Raw genomic sequence first — 15,179 nt, 5'->3', positions numbered from 1 at the left:
CTGATCTGTGACCACACTCGAAGAGATCTCGACGCTTACCCAACCGCGCCATCCCGACGACTGGACCGAGATCGATTCGGCGGCAGTGGACACCATCCGGGTGTTGGCGGCCGACGCGGTACAGAAGGTCGGCAACGGCCATCCCGGGACGGCGATGAGCCTGGCTCCCCTGGCCTACACGTTGTTTCAGCGGACGATGCGCCACGACCCCTCGGACCCGCACTGGCTGGGCCGCGACCGGTTCGTGCTGTCCGCCGGACACAGCAGCCTGACCCTGTACCTGCAGCTTTACCTCGGCGGTTTCGGCCTGGAGCTCTCCGACATCGAGTCGCTGCGCACCTGGGGCTCCAAGACTCCCGGGCACCCGGAGTTCAGGCACACCAAGGGCGTTGAGATCACGACGGGCCCGCTGGGTCAGGGTCTGGCGTCGGCGGTGGGCATGGCGATGGCGTCGCGCTACGAGCGCGGGCTGTTCGACCCCGACGCCGAACCGGGCACCAGCCCGTTCGACCACTTCATCTTCGTGATCGCCTCCGACGGCGACATCGAGGAGGGAGTCACGTCGGAGGCGTCGTCGCTGGCCGCGGTGCAGCAGCTCGGCAACCTCATCGTGTTCTACGACCACAACCAGATCTCGATCGAGGACGACACCAACATCGCGCTGTGCGAGGACACCGCCGCCCGCTATCGCGCCTACGGCTGGCACGTCCAGGAAGTGGAGGGCGGCGAGGACGTCGTCGCCATCGAGGAGGCCATCGCCAACGCCAAGGCCGCTACCGACCGGCCGTCGTTCATCTCGCTGCGCACCATCATCGGCTTTCCGGCACCGAACCTGATGAACACCGGCAAGGCGCACGGCGCGGCCCTCGGCGACGACGAGGTGGCGGCCGTCAAGAAGATCCTGGGCTTCGACCCCGACAAGAAATTCGAGGTCCGCGACGACGTCTTCGCCCACACCCGCAAGCTGGTCGAGCGGGGCAGGGAAGCCCACGAGAAATGGCAGCCGGAGTTCGACGCGTGGGCGCAGCGCGAACCCGAACGCAAGGCGCTGCTGGACCGCCTGACCGCCGAGGAGTTGCCCGACGGCTGGGACGACGACATACCGACCTGGGAGCCGGGCTCCAAGGACGTCGCCACCCGCGCGGCCTCCGGCGAGGTGCTGGCCGCCGTCGGCCCGAAGCTGCCCGAACTGTGGGGCGGTTCGGCCGACCTGGCGGGCAGCAACAACACCACCATGAAGGGCGTCGACTCCTTTGGGCCGCCGTCGATTTCGACGAACGACTACACCGCGCACTGGTACGGCCGCACGCTGCACTTCGGCGTCCGCGAGCACGCGATGGGGGCCATCCTGTCGGGCATCGTGCTGCACGGCCCCACCCGCGCCTACGGCGGAACGTTCCTGCAGTTCTCCGACTACATGCGGCCCGCGGTGCGCCTTGCATCGCTGATGGACATCGACCCGATTTACGTCTGGACGCACGACTCGATCGGGCTGGGCGAGGACGGCCCCACCCACCAGCCGATCGAACACCTGTCGGCGCTGCGCGCGATCCCGCAGCTGTCGGTGGTGCGCCCGGCCGACGCCAACGAGACTGCCTACGCCTGGCGCACGATCCTTTCCCGCGGCGCCAACAGCGGCCCGGTCGGGCTGGTCCTGACCCGGCAGGGCGTGCCGATCCTCGAGGGCACCAACGCCGAGGGCGTGTCCCGCGGTGGCTACATCCTGGGCGACGACGGCGGGGACGAGCCCGACGTGGTGCTGATCGCCACCGGTTCGGAGGTGCAGCTCGCCGTGGCGGCACAGAAGCAGTTGGCGGACAAGGACATTGTCGCTCGGGTGGTGTCGATGCCGTGCGTGGAGTGGTTCGAGTCGCAGCCCGACGACTACCGCGACAGCGTGCTGCCGCCGTCGGTCTCGGCGCGCGTCGCGGTGGAGGCCGGTATCGCACAGTGCTGGCACAAGCTCGTCGGCGACACCGGAAAGATCGTGTCGATCGAGCACTACGGGGAATCCGCCGATTACAAGACATTGTTCCGTGAGTTCGGCTTCACCGCCGAAGTCGTTGCTGACGCCGCGGAACAGGTAGTGGACAACTGAGAGAAGGTAATGAGCAATGACCACTCAGAACGCCAACCTGGCGGCCTTGAGCGCGGCGGGGGTTTCGGTATGGCTGGATGACCTGTCCCGAGACCGGATCAAGTCGGGCAATCTGCAGGAACTGATCGATACCAAGAGCGTCGTCGGGGTGACCACCAACCCGTCGATCTTCCAGAAAGCGCTGGCCGACAGCGACACCTACGATGACCAGATCACCGAACTGGCCGAGCGCGGCGCCGACGTGGATGCCACGATTCGTACAGTCACCACCGACGACGTGCGCGACGCCTGCGATGTACTGAGGCCGCAGTGGGAAGCGTCCGACGGCGTCGACGGACGGGTGTCGATCGAGGTCGACCCGCGAATGGCGCGCGATGCCGACAAGACCATCGCGCAGGCCGTCGAGCTGTGGAAGATCGTGGACCGGCCGAACCTGTTCATCAAGATCCCCGCCACCGAGGAAGGCATCCCGGCCATCACCGCTGTTCTGGCGGAAGGAATTTCGGTCAACGTGACGCTGATCTTCTCGGTCGAGCGGCACCGCGCCGTAATGGACGCCTACCTGGCCGGGCTGGAGAAGGCGCGCGAGGCCGGCCACGACCTGTCCAAGATCCACTCGGTGGCGTCGTTCTTCGTCTCCCGGGTGGACACCGAGATCGACAAGCGGCTGGAAGAGATCGGCTCCGACGACGCGCTCGCGTTGCGCGGGCAGGCCGGCGTGGCCAACGCCCGGCTGGCCTACGCCGCCTACCAGGAGGTGTTCGAGGCCGGCGACCGCTACCAGGCGCTGCTGGCCGACGCGGCGCGCGTGCAGCGGCCGCTGTGGGCGTCGACGGGCGTTAAGAACCCCGACTACTCCGACACCCTCTACGTCACCGAACTGGTCGCCCCGAACACGGTAAACACCATGCCGGAGAAGACGATTGACGCGGTCGCCGATCACGGTACGGTCACCGGAGACACGGTCACCGGCACCGGCGCGGCCGCTCAAGAGGTCTTCGACAAGCTCGATGCCATCGGCGTCGACCTGACCGATGTCTTCATCGTGCTGGAGAACGAAGGCGTCGAGAAGTTCGAGGACTCGTGGAAGGAACTGCTGGACGAGACGCAGACGCAGCTCGAGTCCGCCAACAAATGATCCCAAGCAAGGCGCCGCAGTGGCAGAACCCACTGCGCGACAAGCTGGATAAGCGGCTGCCGAGGATCGCTGGCCCGTGCGGCATGGTGATCTTCGGCGTCACCGGCGACCTGGCCCGCAAGAAGGTGATGCCGGCCATCTACGACCTGGCCAACCGCGGGCTGCTGCCACCGTCGTTCGCCCTCGTGGGCTTCGCGCGCCGGGATTGGAGCACCGAGGACTTCGGTGACGTGGTGTACAACGCCGTCAAGGAGCACTGTCGCACGCCGTTCCGGCAGGAGAACTGGGACCGGCTGGCCGAGGGATTCCGTTTCGTACCAGGCTCTTTCGACGACGACGAGGCGTTTAGCCGGCTTGCCGAAACGCTGGAAAAGCTCGATGCCGAGCGCGGCACGGGCGGCAATCACGCCTTCTACCTGGCGATCCCGCCCAAGTCGTTTCCCGTGGTATGTGAACAGCTGCACAAGTCCGGCCTGGCCCGACCGCAGGGTGAGAGATGGAGCCGGGTCGTCATCGAGAAACCGTTCGGCCACGACCTGCAGAGCGCCGAGGCCCTGAACAAGACCGTCAACTCGGTCTTCCCCGAGGAGGCGGTCTTCCGCATCGACCACTACCTGGGCAAGGAGACGGTGCAGAACATCCTGGCGTTGCGGTTCGCCAACCAGCTGTTCGACCCGATCTGGAACGCGCACTACGTCGACCACGTGCAGATCACCATGGCCGAGGACATCGGATTGGGCGGGCGCGGAGGCTATTACGACGGCATCGGCGCGGCCCGCGACGTGATCCAGAACCACCTGATGCAGCTGTTGGCGCTGACTGCGATGGAAGAGCCGGTCAGCTTCACGCCGAAGTCGTTGCAGACCGAGAAGATCAAGGTGCTCTCGGCCACCCAGCTCGCCGAGCCGCTCGCCGAAACCACCAGCCGCGGCCAGTACACCGGCGGCTGGCAGGGCGGCGAGAAGGTGGTTGGGCTGCTCGACGAGGAGGGGTTCTCCAAGGATTCCACCACCGAGACGTTCGCCGCCATCACCCTGGAGGTCGACACCCGGCGCTGGGCCGGCGTGCCGTTCTATCTGCGGACCGGAAAACGGCTGGGCCGCAGGGTCACCGAGATCGCGCTGGTCTTCAAACGCGCACCGCACCTGCCGTTCGACGCCACCATGACCGACGAGCTGGGCACCAACGCCATGGTCATCCGGGTGCAGCCCGACGAGGGCATTACGTTGCGGTTCGGGTCCAAGGTCCCCGGCACCGCGATGGAGGTGCGCGACGTCAACATGGACTTCTCCTACGGCTCGGCCTTCGCCGAGGAGTCGCCGGAGGCCTACGAGCGGCTGATCCTGGACGTGCTGCTCGGCGAGCCGTCCCTGTTCCCCGTCAATGCGGAAGTCGAATTAGCTTGGGAGATACTTGATCCCGCTCTCGAGTACTGGGCGACCCACGGCAAGCCCGACCCGTATCCGGCCGGCACCTGGGGCCCGGACTCCGCGTTTGAGATGCTGCGGCGGACCGGCCGGGAATGGCGAAGGCCTTGATTCGCGCGGTCACGATGCAGAGCGAGGGACGAGCGATGAGGAGGAGCGGCGCAGATGATCGTCGAACTGCCGGAAACCACCACCACCGCGGTCAATAAGAAGCTCGACTCGCTGCGCGAAGAGGCCGGCGTCGTGACGATGGGCCGGGTGCTGACGCTGATCATCGCGCCGGACAGCGAGGCGGTGCTCGAGGAGTCCATCGAGGCGGCCAACGATGCCAGCCGCGAACACCCGAGCCGGATCATCGTCACCCTGAGGGGCGACCCGTACGCCGACAAGCCGCGCCTGGACGCGCAGTTGCGGGTAGGCGGCGACGCCGGCGCCGGCGAGGTCGTGGTGCTGCGGCTGTCCGGGCCGCTGTCCGGCCATGCCGAGAGTGTGGTGATCCCTTTCCTGCTGCCTGACATCCCGGTGGTGGCGTGGTGGCCCGACATCGCGCCCGCGGTGCCCGCCCAGGATCCGTTGGGCAAGTTGGCGATTCGCCGCATCACCGACGCCACCAACGCCATCGATCCGCTGCAGGCCATCACCGGCCGGCTGCCCGGTTACACCGCCGGCGACACCGACCTGGCGTGGGCGCGCATCACCTACTGGCGCGCGCTGCTGACCTCCGCGGTCGACCTGCCGCCGCACGAGCCGATCGAGTCGGCGCTCGTGTCCGGCCTGAAGACCGAGCCGGCGCTTGATGTGCTGGCGGGCTGGCTGGCCAGCCGAATCGACGGGCCGGTGCGCCGCGTGGTGGGTGAACTCAAGGTCGAGCTGGTGCGCAAGAGCGAAACCATCCTGCTGAGCAGGCCGCAAGAGGGCGTGACGGCCACCCTGAGCCGCACCGCCCGGCCCGACGCGCTGGTTCCGTTGCCGCGCAGGGTAACCGGCGAATGTCTCGCCGAGGACCTGCGCCGCCTGGATCCCGACAAGATCTACCAGGATGCGCTCGAAGGCCTGGAGAAGGTGCAGTACGCATGAGTGCCGCGGTCGAGATCTTTGCGGACAGCGCGGCGCTGGTCGAGGCCGCGGGCAAGCGGCTGATCGACGCCGTCCAGTCCGCCGTCGCGGCCCGGGGCCGGGCGCTGATCGTGCTGACCGGTGGCGGCAACGGCATCGCGTTACTGCGGTATCTGGACACGCACGGCCGGCAGATCGACTGGTCCAAGGTGCACGTGTTCTGGGGCGACGACCGCTACGTCCCCGAGGCCGACGACGAGCGCAACGACAAGCAGGCCCGCGAAGCGCTGCTCGATCACGTCGCGATCCCGTCGAGCAACGTGCACGCGATGCCGGCCAGCGACGGGGAGTTCGGCAGCGATCTGGGTGCCGCGGCGCTGGCCTACGAGCAGGTGCTGGCCGCCAACGCCGAACCTGGCGAGCCCGTGCCGAATTTCGACGTGCACCTGCTGGGAATGGGGCCCGAGGGGCACATCAACTCGCTGTTCCCCGACACCCCCGCCGTGCGTGAGACCACCCGCATGGTGGTCGCGGTCCCGGACTCCCCCAAGCCCCCACCACAGCGAATCACGTTGACGCTGCCAGCGATTCAGCGTTCACGAGAGGTGTGGCTGATAGTGTCCGGGGCGGGCAAGGCCGAAGCGGTGGCCGCCGCCGTCGGTGGCGCGGACCCGGTCTCCATGCCGGCGGCCGGGGCCATCGGGCTGCAGACCACGCTGTGGCTGCTGGACAGCGAGGCCGCGAGCAAGCTTCCTGGGTAGCACCCGGCGGGGTAATAATGGCCGGATGGCAGATAGAAGCGGCGGGCGCGCTACGCCGGCTCGGCAAAGAATGAAGACTCTCACCCAAGCAGCGTTGAATGCCGACAAGACGGTGGAGCAGGTCGAGGACGTCCTCGACGGCCTCGGCACTTCGATAGTGGAGTTGAACAGGTCGCTGTCAGCGCTCAACGCCACGGTCGAACGCCTGCAAGGCGGCCTGGATCACCTGGACGGGACCCTGTCCAGCCTCGACGATCTGGCCAAACGCCTGCTCGCGGTGCTGCAACCGGTGGAGGCCATCCTCGAGCGGATGGACAACATAGTGAGCTGGGGCGAGACGATGATGGCACCGGTCTCGGCGACCGAACACGTGGTCCGCGGGGTGCTGGACAAGCTGCGAAATCGCGGCCTGCGCTAGACCGTGGCCGGCCGGTACCCGGTTCCCGCCCCGCCGCGCGCCGAGGGAACGGGTCTGCCGTGGGACGTCTCGGTCGTCGACGCCGTCGCCGCCATCGCCGAGGCCCGCGCGCGGTACGGCGACACGTTCGTCGTCGAAAGCGGCAGCGACCGTTATCTGTTCACGTTCTCCCCTGCCGGCGTCGAGTCGTTTTACGCGCTGACCGAGGACGCGGCGAGCAAGGGCGTCGCCGACTTCCTGATGTTGCGCCGCAAGCTGCCCGACGACATCTTCGCGGGGCGGCGCATGCTGCCCGGCGGGTTGTTCCGACGCGACGACGTGGCCCTTTACCTGGCGAATCTGGACCAGGCTCTTGAACGGACGGTCGTCGAGCTCGGGCCGACGGGCTCGTTGGACGTCTTCGACCTCGCCCGGCGGCTGGCCCACCGCATGGGGCTGGCCTCGTGGGCGGGCCCGGGCTGCGCCGAAGGCGCGGCGTTCGAGCGTCTGGTGGGCGCCTTCGACGCGCTGGACGGTTCTGACGCGTTCGTGCACCCGGACCGGATGGCGGCGGTCGCGGCGTCCCAGAAGCGCGCCGAGCGGGCCGCGCTGGACGACGTCGTCGACGTGATCGCCGACTCGGTGCGCCAGCACGACACCGGTTCGGGTGCGGGGCTTTTCGGCCGGATCGTGGACCTGTGGTCGCACGAGGAACCAGGTGTGCGCCTGCGCGGGATCGGGCTGGACGTCGCGCTGATCCACGTCGCGTCCATCTCGAATCTGCCGGCCGCACTGGGCTGGGCGTTGGTCGATCTGCTAGAGCATCCGGACGCGCTGGCGCGGGTGCGCGGCGGTGACGCCGAGTTTGCGCAGCGCTGCGCACTGGAATCGACCCGCCTTGCGCAGCGTTCGATCATGACCCGCGCCGTGCTGGCGCCGGTGCGCCTCGACACCGGCGAGGTGACGTACGAGGTGCCGCCGGGCTGGGTCGTCGCCACCCTGCTCCCGCTGCTCAACACCTCCGCGGCGCCCGGCCTGGACCGCTGGGATCCGGGCCGTTGGACTCGCCACCGCCTGGCCGACCAAGACGCTTTGCCGTCGCCCACGCTGGTGACGGCGTTCGGGCACGGACGGCACTCCTGCCCGGCGCAGCCGTTCTCGCTGGCGGCGATGACGGCGGCGACGACGCGCCTGCTGCGCCAGTACCGACTGACGCCGCGATGGACTGCGCACCCGCGGCCGGTACCGGCTCAGATCGGCGGCGTGGCCCGGGCCGACGGTCCGTGTCCCGTCGACTACGTCGTGGGATAGCCCGCCGTTTCCCTCCCGCCTCGCTGCGCCGCTGTTTCGCCGCGCCGAACGTGCGACTGGCCGCCGCGCCGATCCGCTCACATCTTGGTCAGGCGGGCCATCGCGAAGCAGTACAGGCCGTAGGTGCCGATCCCGAGCGCGGCGGCGACCAGCAGCGCGACGCCATAGGGCTGGGCCCCGAGCGTCTTGAGGGCCCCATCCAGGCCGGTGGCCTTCTTCGGCTCCGAGCGCAGCGCGGCGACCACGACCAGCGCCCCCGCCCCGGCGATGACCACGCCCTTGCCGATATAGCCGACCATGCCCAACCGGCGGACCAGGTTGCCCGACCTGCCCTTGAGGTCGCCGACGAAGTTGCGGCTGGCGCCCTTGTGGACGTGGTAGACGCCCACCCCGACGATGATCAGGCCACAGGCGATCAACGCCAGCGTTCCGGCGGTGGTCTGCATCAGCCGCGCGCTGATGGTCGAATTCTGCTCGCCGGCGGACTGCCCCGCCCCACAGGCGAATCCGAACGCCGAGTAGGCGAAGGCCAGATACACGATCGCCAGACCGAGGGCCTTGGCCCGGTCCAGCACCGGCGAGGGTTGCCGGTCGCTCGCCCGACCGAGGACGGTTTCGACGAGCCGCCACAACCCCATCGCCAGCAGCGCGACGGCGGCGATCCACACCGCGATCGATCCGCCGGGTTGGGCCGCCAACGTCGCCAGGGCGCCGGACTGGTCGGCGGTGCCCCCGTCGCCGAAGGCGATCCGCATCGCCAGGTAGCCGACGATCAGGTGCAGGATGCCGCTGACGACGAACCCGGCCCGGGCGAATCGCTCGAAGACCCCGTTCTGGGCCAGTTCGACCGGGGTGACGGGCGACGCGTTGTCGGGCACTCCCGCCTAATGCCCGTTATCCGCTGTTTCGTAACGCGCTGGACAGCCCGTTCATTGTCAGCAGGATGCCGCGCTGCACCAACTCGTCGTCGTCGCCCGATCGGTAGCGGCGCAACAACTCCACCTGCAGGTGATTCAGCGGCTCCAGGTACGGGAAGCGGTTGAACACCGAACGCGCCAGCGCCACGTTGTCGGCCAGCAGATCGTGGCCGGTGATGAGCTTGTGCATCGCGATGGTGCGCTGGTGTTCGTCGGCGATCTTGTCGAACACCCTGTGCCGCAACGATTCATCCGCCACCAACTCCGCGTAGCGGGCGGCCAGGCCCAGGTCGCTCTTGGCCAGCACCTGCGCCAGGTTGGACAGCACGCTGCGGAAGAACGGCCACCGCTCGTACAGGTCGCGCAGGACCTGCACCCTGTCGTCCGACGCTTCGGGACCATCGGCGGCGATCCACTGCTCGAACGCCGATCCGGTGCCGTACCAGCCGGGCAGCATCACCCGCGACTGGCTCCAGGCCAGCACCCACGGAATGGCGCGCAGGTCGGCGATCGACTCGGTGGGCTTGCGCGACGTCGGCCGGCTCCCGATGTTCAGCGACCCGATCTCGCTGACCGGCGTGGAGGCCTTGAAATACTCGACGAAACCCGGTGTGTCGTGCACCAATTCGGCGTACGCCCGCTGGGCCAGGCCGGCCACCTCGTCGAGCACGGCGTAGGCCGGTTCCGCGGCGTCGCCAAGGCCCTCGACGTCGAGCAGGGTGGACTCCAGCGTGGCGGCCAGCAGGCTTTCCAGATTGCGCCGCGCCATGCGAGGTTCGGCGTACTTCGCGGCGATCACCTCGCCCTGTTCGGTCAGCCGCAGCGAGCCGTTCACCGCCCCCGGCGGCTGGGCCAGAATGGCCTGATAGCTGGGGCCGCCGCCGCGGCCGACGGTGCCGCCGCGGCCGTGGAAGAGCCGCAGCCGGATTCCGGTCTTGCGCGCGACCTCGACCAGGGCCAGCTCGGCGCGGTAGACCGCCCAGTTGGCCGCCAGATACCCGCCGTCCTTATTGGAGTCGGAGTAGCCGAGCATGACTTCCTGTGATTCGCCCCGCGCGGCGACCATCGCCCGATACAGCGGCAGTTCCAGCATGGCGTGCAGGATCGACGCGCCGTTGTGCAGATCGTCGATCGTCTCGAAGAGCGGCGAGATGCCCACCGGACAGTACGGCTCCGGCCCGGACACGTCGAGCAGACCGGCCTCCTTGAGCAGGATCGCGGCCTCGAGGACGTCCGACACCGATTTGCACATAGAGATGACGTAGTTGGGCACCGCGGCCGGGCCATAGATCTCGACCGCGCGGGCCGCCGCTTCGACGACACCCAGCTCGCCGCGCGCCAGGTCGGACAGTTGCGCACGCTCACCGAGTAGCGGGCGCCGGGTGCTGAGTTCGCCGGCCAGCAGCTCGACCCGCTCCTCCTCGGGCAGCGAGGCGTAGTCGTCGTGCACCCCCGCCCAGGCCAGCAGCTCGGCGACCACCTCCTCGTGCACGTCGGAGTTCTGCCGCATGTCCAGGCCGCACAGGTGAAAACCGAAGACTCCCACGCTTTCCCGCAGCAGGGCCAGCCGGTCTTCGGCCAGCAACGCGCTGCCGTGCGTGCGCAGCGACGCGTCGATCGTGTCCAGGTCGGCGCGCAGCTCCCCCGGCGTGGCATAGGCCGCCAGCCCCAGGTCGAGCAGGTGCTGCGGTTGCCGGTCGAGGATTTCGGCGGCCGTCGCGGTGAGCCGGGCGCGGATCACCCGCACCGCCCGACGGTACGGCTCGTCGTCGCGGGCTTTGTCCTGGCAGCCGTCGGCCAGCTCGGCCAGCTCGGGGCTGACCTTGAGCAGCCGGGACGACATCGACAGCTCCTGCTCGAGATGGTCGAGTTCGACCAGGTAGTGGGCCAGCGCGGTGTGCGCGGCGCTGCCGGTGGCCAGCCGCACGATCTCGGCGGTCACGTTCGGGTTGCCGTCGCGGTCACCGCCGATCCAGGAGCCGGGCTGCAGTATCGGCTGCGCGAGCAGGTCGGCGTCGGGCCAGCGGGCCCGCAACGCGTCTCGGACCTCGGCGTTGACCTTGGGGATCACCTTGAAGAACGCCGACGCGTAATACCGCAGCCCGACGGCGATCTCGTCGCTGATCTGCAGCCGCGACAGCCGGATCAGCGCGGTCTGCCACAGCGTGAGGATCTGCCGGCGCAGCTCGTCCTCGATGTCGCGCTCGTCGTCGGTCTCGGTGTGTCCTTCGGCGTGCAACCGCATCAGCTCGGTGATCCGGTGCTGCGTGGCGAAGACACTGCGCCGACGGGTTTCGGTGGGGTGGGCGGTGATCACCGGAGCCACCAGCGCGCCGCGCAGGGCGTCGGCGACGGTTTCCGAATCCAGCTCGGCGCGGTCGAGTTTTGCGTAGGTAGCCGCCAGGCTGCTGTCCTGCGGCGGTTCGCCGGCGCCGACGTGAACGCTGCGGCGGCGCTCCCGGTGGATGTCTTCGGCGACGTTGGCCAGCAGCGCGAAGTGGCTGAACGCGCGGATGATCGGGATCGCCTGGTGGATGTCGATGCCGTCGAACATGCTCGACATCTCGGCCCGGTCGATCTCGGAGCGACGCACCCGGAACGCCTCCACCCGGGCGCGCTCGACGAGCTCGAACACCTCGTCACCGTTCTGCTCGCGGACGGTGTCGCCGAGGATGGCGCCCAGCAATCGGATGTCGGCGCGCATCGGTTCGGTCGCTTCGCGGCCGACCCGCGTCCGGTGCACGGCACCGATCGGTTCCAGCGCTTCTGGGGTGGCATCGGTGGGTTCGGCCATGGTTCCCAGTATCGTTGCGATTCCCCGCCACCGCCTCCCGTGGGGCGGCCGCGTCGGTGCGCACTGCGCCGTTCCCTCACTGAGTCTGCGCTCACTGCGGCCCGCACTCGCGCTTTTGCGCGGTAGCCGCAAAGTCACCGTGCCATCGGGCCGCGGACTCGCCGTGGCGGCAGGCTCGACGGCTTTGGCCCGTTCAACCGGCGTTCGGTAGGCTGCCCCTCATGATGTTGGCCCTGAAGATCACGCTGGTGGTCACCAGTGTGCTCGTGGTGTTGCTGGTGCTACTGCACCGTGCGAAGGGTGGCGGCCTGTCGACGCTGTTCGGCGGCGGGGTGCAGTCCAGCCTGTCCGGGTCGACGGTCGTGGAGAAGAACCTGGACCGGTTGACGCTGTTCATCACCGGTATCTGGTTCGTATCGATCGTCGGCGTCGCGCTGGCTATCAAGTACCACGTGCACTGACCTGCGCCGATGAACTATCCGCAGGGCCCCGGGCCATATCCCCAGCACGGACACGGACAGCCGCAGTACGGACAGCCCCGATACGGACAGCCGCAGTACGGACAGCCCCAGTACGGACAGCCGCCAGGGCCGTATCAGCCTTATCCCCAGGCGCAGCCCCCCTATCCGCAGGCACCATCGCAGGTGCAGCCATACGGCGCGCCGCAAGGGTACGGGCAGCCGGCCGAAGGTGTAGCCGTCAACACCCAGTGCTTCCCGCTGTCGTGGATGCCGATGTTCAAGCCAAAGGTCTTTGTCGACGGTTATCAGGCGCCGGCAGTGGGTTGGGGGCGCACGGTGATGCCGGCACGGCCGGGCCCCCACCACGTGCACGTACACGTCCCCTATTTCTTACCGCCTAAGTGCGGGCCGGCGGACAGCATGGTGGACGTTTACCCAGGCAGGCTGACTGAACTCGAATACAAGGCACCGATCTGGGCGTTCAGCGGGGGTTCGCTGGGCCCCGCACCGCAAAGCTACAAGGGCGTCGGAATCATGATCGCCTTCACGGTGGTACCCGTTGTCTTGGCGATACTGTTCGCCCTGATCGGGGCGCTGACCGCCGCCCGGGGGGGCTAACGACCGTCGTCACAGCGGGTGCGCTCGCCCTCGCGTGCGCGTCGATGACCTCCGCAGGGGCCGGTGCCGTCCCACCGCCACTGCCGCCGAGAGTCGGCTGACGGCCACCGCCGGTGAACTATCCACCAGGCGGTTGAACTCGAGTGCTACCGCCGATACTGGGGCTGCTCAGTCGCTGACTACGGAAGGGGTCCACCGGCGGCGATGGCCGCCAGCGTCGCGAATTGCTCGCCTTCCAACGACGCGCCGCCGACCAGGCCTCCGTCGACGTCCTCCTGAGCGACGATGTCCCCGACGTTCTTCGCGTTCACCGAACCGCCGTAGAGCACCCGAACGCTGTCGGCGATCGCGGGGGTGGCCAGCGAGGCCAGTTCCTTGCGGATCGCCGCGCACACCTCTTGAGCATCAGACGCGCTGGCGACCCGTCCGGTTCCGATCGCCCACACCGGCTCGTAGGCGATCACGACCTGGCCGATCTGGTCGGCCGACAGTCCGGCCAGCGAGCCGCGCAACTGTTCGACGTTGTGCGACACGTGGTTTCCGGCCTCCCGTACGTCGAGGTGCTCGCCGATGCACACGATCGGGGTGAGCCCGTTCTTGAGGGCGGCGGCGGCTTTGGCGGCCACCAGCGCGTCATCCTCGTCGTGGTAGGTGCGCCGCTCGGAGTGCCCGACGACGACGAAGCTGCAGCCCAGCTTGGCCAGAAAAGTTCCGCTGATGTCGCCGGTGTAGGCGCCGGAGTCGTGCTGCGAGAGGTCCTGGGCGCCGTAGGTCAACCGGAGCTTGTCACCGTCGACGAGGGTCTGCACGCTGCGCAGGTTCGTGAACGGCGGCAGCACCGTGACGTCGACCTTGTCGTAGTACTTGTCCGGCAGCGCGAACGCGATCTTCTGGACCAGCGCGATCGCCTCGAAGTGATTGAGGTTCATCTTCCAGTTGCCGGCGATCAGTGGCTTGCGGCTCACGCGTCCCCTCCAGTTGGTTGCTCACGGCCCAGGACCTCGATACCGGGAAGCGTCTTGCCCTCAAGGTATTCCAGCGATGCGCCGCCGCCGGTCGAGATGTGCGAGAAGTCGCCCTCGGGGATTTTCAGCGCGCGCACCGCCGCGGCGGAGTCGCCGCCGCCGACCACGCTGAACGCGCCCTTCTTGGTCGCCGCGGCGATCGCCTCGGCCACTCCCCTGGTGCCGGCCGCGTACGCCGGAAACTCGAACACGCCCATCGGCCCGTTCCAGAAGATCGTCTTGGCGTTGGACAGCAGCGTGGCGAACCGCTTGATCGAACCGGGCCCGATGTCCAGGCCGATCAGGTCTTCGGGAATCGCGTTGGCGTCCACGAACTGTGGTGGCGAGTCGGCGGCGAACTTCTCGGTCACCACGATGTCGCCGGGCAGGCGCAGCACGTCGGCGTAGGTGTCCAGCAGGTTGCGGCAGGTCTCGACCATGTCTTCTTCCAACAGCGACTTGCCGACCGAATATCCCTGTGCCGCGAGGAAGGTGAAGCACATGCCACCGCCGATGACGATGCTGTCGGCCTTGGTGGCCAACGACTCGATGACACCGAGCTTGTCCGACACTTTCGACCCGCCGAGCACCACCGCGTACGGCCGCTCGGTGGAACTGGTCAGCTGCTCCAGCACCTTGATCTCGTCGGCGACCAGCGTGCCCGCGTAGTGCGGCAGCAGGGTGGCGACGTCATAGACCGAGGCCTGCTTGCGGTGCACCACACCGAAGCCGTCGGAGACGAAAGCGCCTCCCGGGCTGACCAATTCGGCGAGCTGCCGGGCCAGAGCCAGGCGCTCGTTGTCGTCCTTGCTGGTCTCCCGCTTGTCGAAACGGATGTTTTCCAGCAACAGCACGTCGCCGTCGGTCAGGCCCTCGGCGCGGGCCAGGGCGTCGCCGCCGACGACATCACCGGCCAGCTGCACGTGTTGGCCCAGTTGCTCCCCGAGCGCGGCGGCCACCGGCGCCAGCGAATATTTCGGGTCCGGGCCGTCCTTGGGCCGGCCGAGGTGGGCGGTCACCACCACCTTGGCGCCGGCGTCGATCAGCGCCTTCAGCGTCGGCACCGACGCGGTGATGCGGCCAGGATCGGTGATGTTGCCCTCGTCGTCCAGCGGGACGTTCAGGTCGGAGCGCACTAGCACGCCGCGACCCGAAACACCTTCGGCGAGCAGGTCTTTGAGAGTCGGTATGGCCACG

Annotated in this window: 13 protein-coding genes; 9 read left to right on the top strand and 4 right to left on the bottom strand. The window is 68.3% G+C overall.

Going from position 1 to position 15,179, the window contains the following annotated elements:
- Positions 1-7: 7 nt before the first annotated feature.
- From tkt to AC5Y5V_RS08530, 7 genes are read left to right on the top strand one after another with little or no spacing between them, the layout of a single operon-like run.
- Positions 8-2,098, top strand: a complete 2,091-nt coding sequence (gene tkt, locus AC5Y5V_RS08560; RefSeq protein WP_499932806.1) for a transketolase — start codon at positions 8-10, stop codon at positions 2,096-2,098.
- 16 nt (positions 2,099-2,114) lie between these two features.
- The gene (gene tal / locus AC5Y5V_RS08555) at positions 2,115-3,236 is read left to right on the top strand and encodes a transaldolase (RefSeq protein WP_499932804.1); all 1,122 of its coding nucleotides are present in this window, start codon (positions 2,115-2,117) and stop codon (positions 3,234-3,236) included.
- Positions 3,233-4,774: a glucose-6-phosphate dehydrogenase gene (zwf, locus tag AC5Y5V_RS08550; RefSeq protein ID WP_499932802.1), complete on the top strand. Its 1,542-nt coding sequence runs from the start codon at positions 3,233-3,235 to the stop codon at positions 4,772-4,774. Before tal ends, zwf begins: the two co-directional genes overlap by 4 nt.
- A gap of 54 nt (positions 4,775-4,828) precedes the next feature.
- On the top strand, positions 4,829-5,740 hold the full coding sequence (opcA, locus tag AC5Y5V_RS08545) for a glucose-6-phosphate dehydrogenase assembly protein OpcA (protein WP_499932800.1): 912 nt from the start codon (positions 4,829-4,831) through the stop codon (positions 5,738-5,740).
- Positions 5,737-6,480, top strand: a complete 744-nt coding sequence (pgl, locus tag AC5Y5V_RS08540; RefSeq protein ID WP_499932798.1) for a 6-phosphogluconolactonase — start codon at positions 5,737-5,739, stop codon at positions 6,478-6,480. Before opcA ends, pgl begins: the two co-directional genes overlap by 4 nt.
- Positions 6,481-6,505: 25 nt before the next feature.
- Positions 6,506-6,898 (top strand): ATPase, encoded by a 393-nt coding sequence (locus AC5Y5V_RS08535; protein WP_499932795.1) that lies wholly within the window; start codon positions 6,506-6,508, stop codon positions 6,896-6,898.
- 3 nt (positions 6,899-6,901) lie between these two features.
- Complete coding sequence (locus AC5Y5V_RS08530; protein ID WP_499932792.1) at positions 6,902-8,188, top strand: cytochrome P450; 1,287 nt, start codon at positions 6,902-6,904, stop codon at positions 8,186-8,188.
- A gap of 77 nt (positions 8,189-8,265) precedes the next feature.
- Here AC5Y5V_RS08530 and AC5Y5V_RS08525 read toward each other — a convergent pair whose 3' ends face one another.
- The gene (locus AC5Y5V_RS08525; RefSeq protein ID WP_499932790.1) at positions 8,266-9,066 is read right to left on the bottom strand and encodes a DUF1206 domain-containing protein; all 801 of its coding nucleotides are present in this window, start codon (positions 9,064-9,066) and stop codon (positions 8,266-8,268) included.
- A 16-nt stretch (positions 9,067-9,082) separates the two neighbouring features.
- Positions 9,083-11,899 carry a phosphoenolpyruvate carboxylase gene (ppc, locus tag AC5Y5V_RS08520; protein ID WP_499932788.1) on the bottom strand — a complete coding sequence of 939 codons (2,817 nt, stop codon included), beginning with the start codon at positions 11,897-11,899 and terminating at the stop codon, positions 9,083-9,085.
- A gap of 221 nt (positions 11,900-12,120) precedes the next feature.
- Here ppc and secG point away from each other — a divergent pair, with 221 nt between their 5' ends.
- Positions 12,121-12,360 (top strand): preprotein translocase subunit SecG, encoded by a 240-nt coding sequence (gene secG / locus AC5Y5V_RS08515; protein ID WP_499932786.1) that lies wholly within the window; start codon positions 12,121-12,123, stop codon positions 12,358-12,360.
- A 9-nt stretch (positions 12,361-12,369) separates the two neighbouring features.
- Positions 12,370-12,978 (top strand): hypothetical protein, encoded by a 609-nt coding sequence (locus AC5Y5V_RS08510; protein ID WP_499932784.1) that lies wholly within the window; start codon positions 12,370-12,372, stop codon positions 12,976-12,978.
- Positions 12,979-13,157: 179 nt separating this feature from the next.
- Here AC5Y5V_RS08510 and tpiA read toward each other — a convergent pair whose 3' ends face one another.
- On the bottom strand, positions 13,158-13,943 hold the full coding sequence (gene tpiA, locus AC5Y5V_RS08505) for a triose-phosphate isomerase (RefSeq protein WP_499932782.1): 786 nt from the start codon (positions 13,941-13,943) through the stop codon (positions 13,158-13,160).
- Entirely contained in the window at positions 13,940-15,178 is a 1,239-nt protein-coding gene (locus AC5Y5V_RS08500; RefSeq protein ID WP_499932780.1) for a phosphoglycerate kinase, read from the bottom strand. Before AC5Y5V_RS08500 ends, tpiA begins: the two co-directional genes overlap by 4 nt.
- Position 15,179: the final 1 nt, after the last annotated feature.

The sequence above is a fragment of the Mycobacterium sp. NGS68 genome (genome assembly GCF_059812195.1).
The sequence above is the reverse complement of the archived record's forward strand: the minus strand, read 5'-3'. Positions and strand labels throughout refer to the sequence as shown.

Coding starts and splice junctions, on each gene's coding strand:
- tal (WP_499932804.1), top strand. CDS start 2,115: ATGACCACTCAGAACGCCAACCTGGCGGCCTTGAGCGCGGCGGGGGTT.
- zwf (WP_499932802.1), top strand. CDS start 3,233: ATGATCCCAAGCAAGGCGCCGCAGTGGCAGAACCCACTGCGCGACAAG.
- opcA (WP_499932800.1), top strand. CDS start 4,829: ATGATCGTCGAACTGCCGGAAACCACCACCACCGCGGTCAATAAGAAG.
- pgl (WP_499932798.1), top strand. CDS start 5,737: ATGAGTGCCGCGGTCGAGATCTTTGCGGACAGCGCGGCGCTGGTCGAG.
- AC5Y5V_RS08535 (WP_499932795.1), top strand. CDS start 6,506: ATGGCAGATAGAAGCGGCGGGCGCGCTACGCCGGCTCGGCAAAGAATG.
- ppc (WP_499932788.1), bottom strand. CDS start 11,899: ATGGCCGAACCCACCGATGCCACCCCAGAAGCGCTGGAACCGATCGGT.
- secG (WP_499932786.1), top strand. CDS start 12,121: ATGATGTTGGCCCTGAAGATCACGCTGGTGGTCACCAGTGTGCTCGTG.
- AC5Y5V_RS08510 (WP_499932784.1), top strand. CDS start 12,370: ATGAACTATCCGCAGGGCCCCGGGCCATATCCCCAGCACGGACACGGA.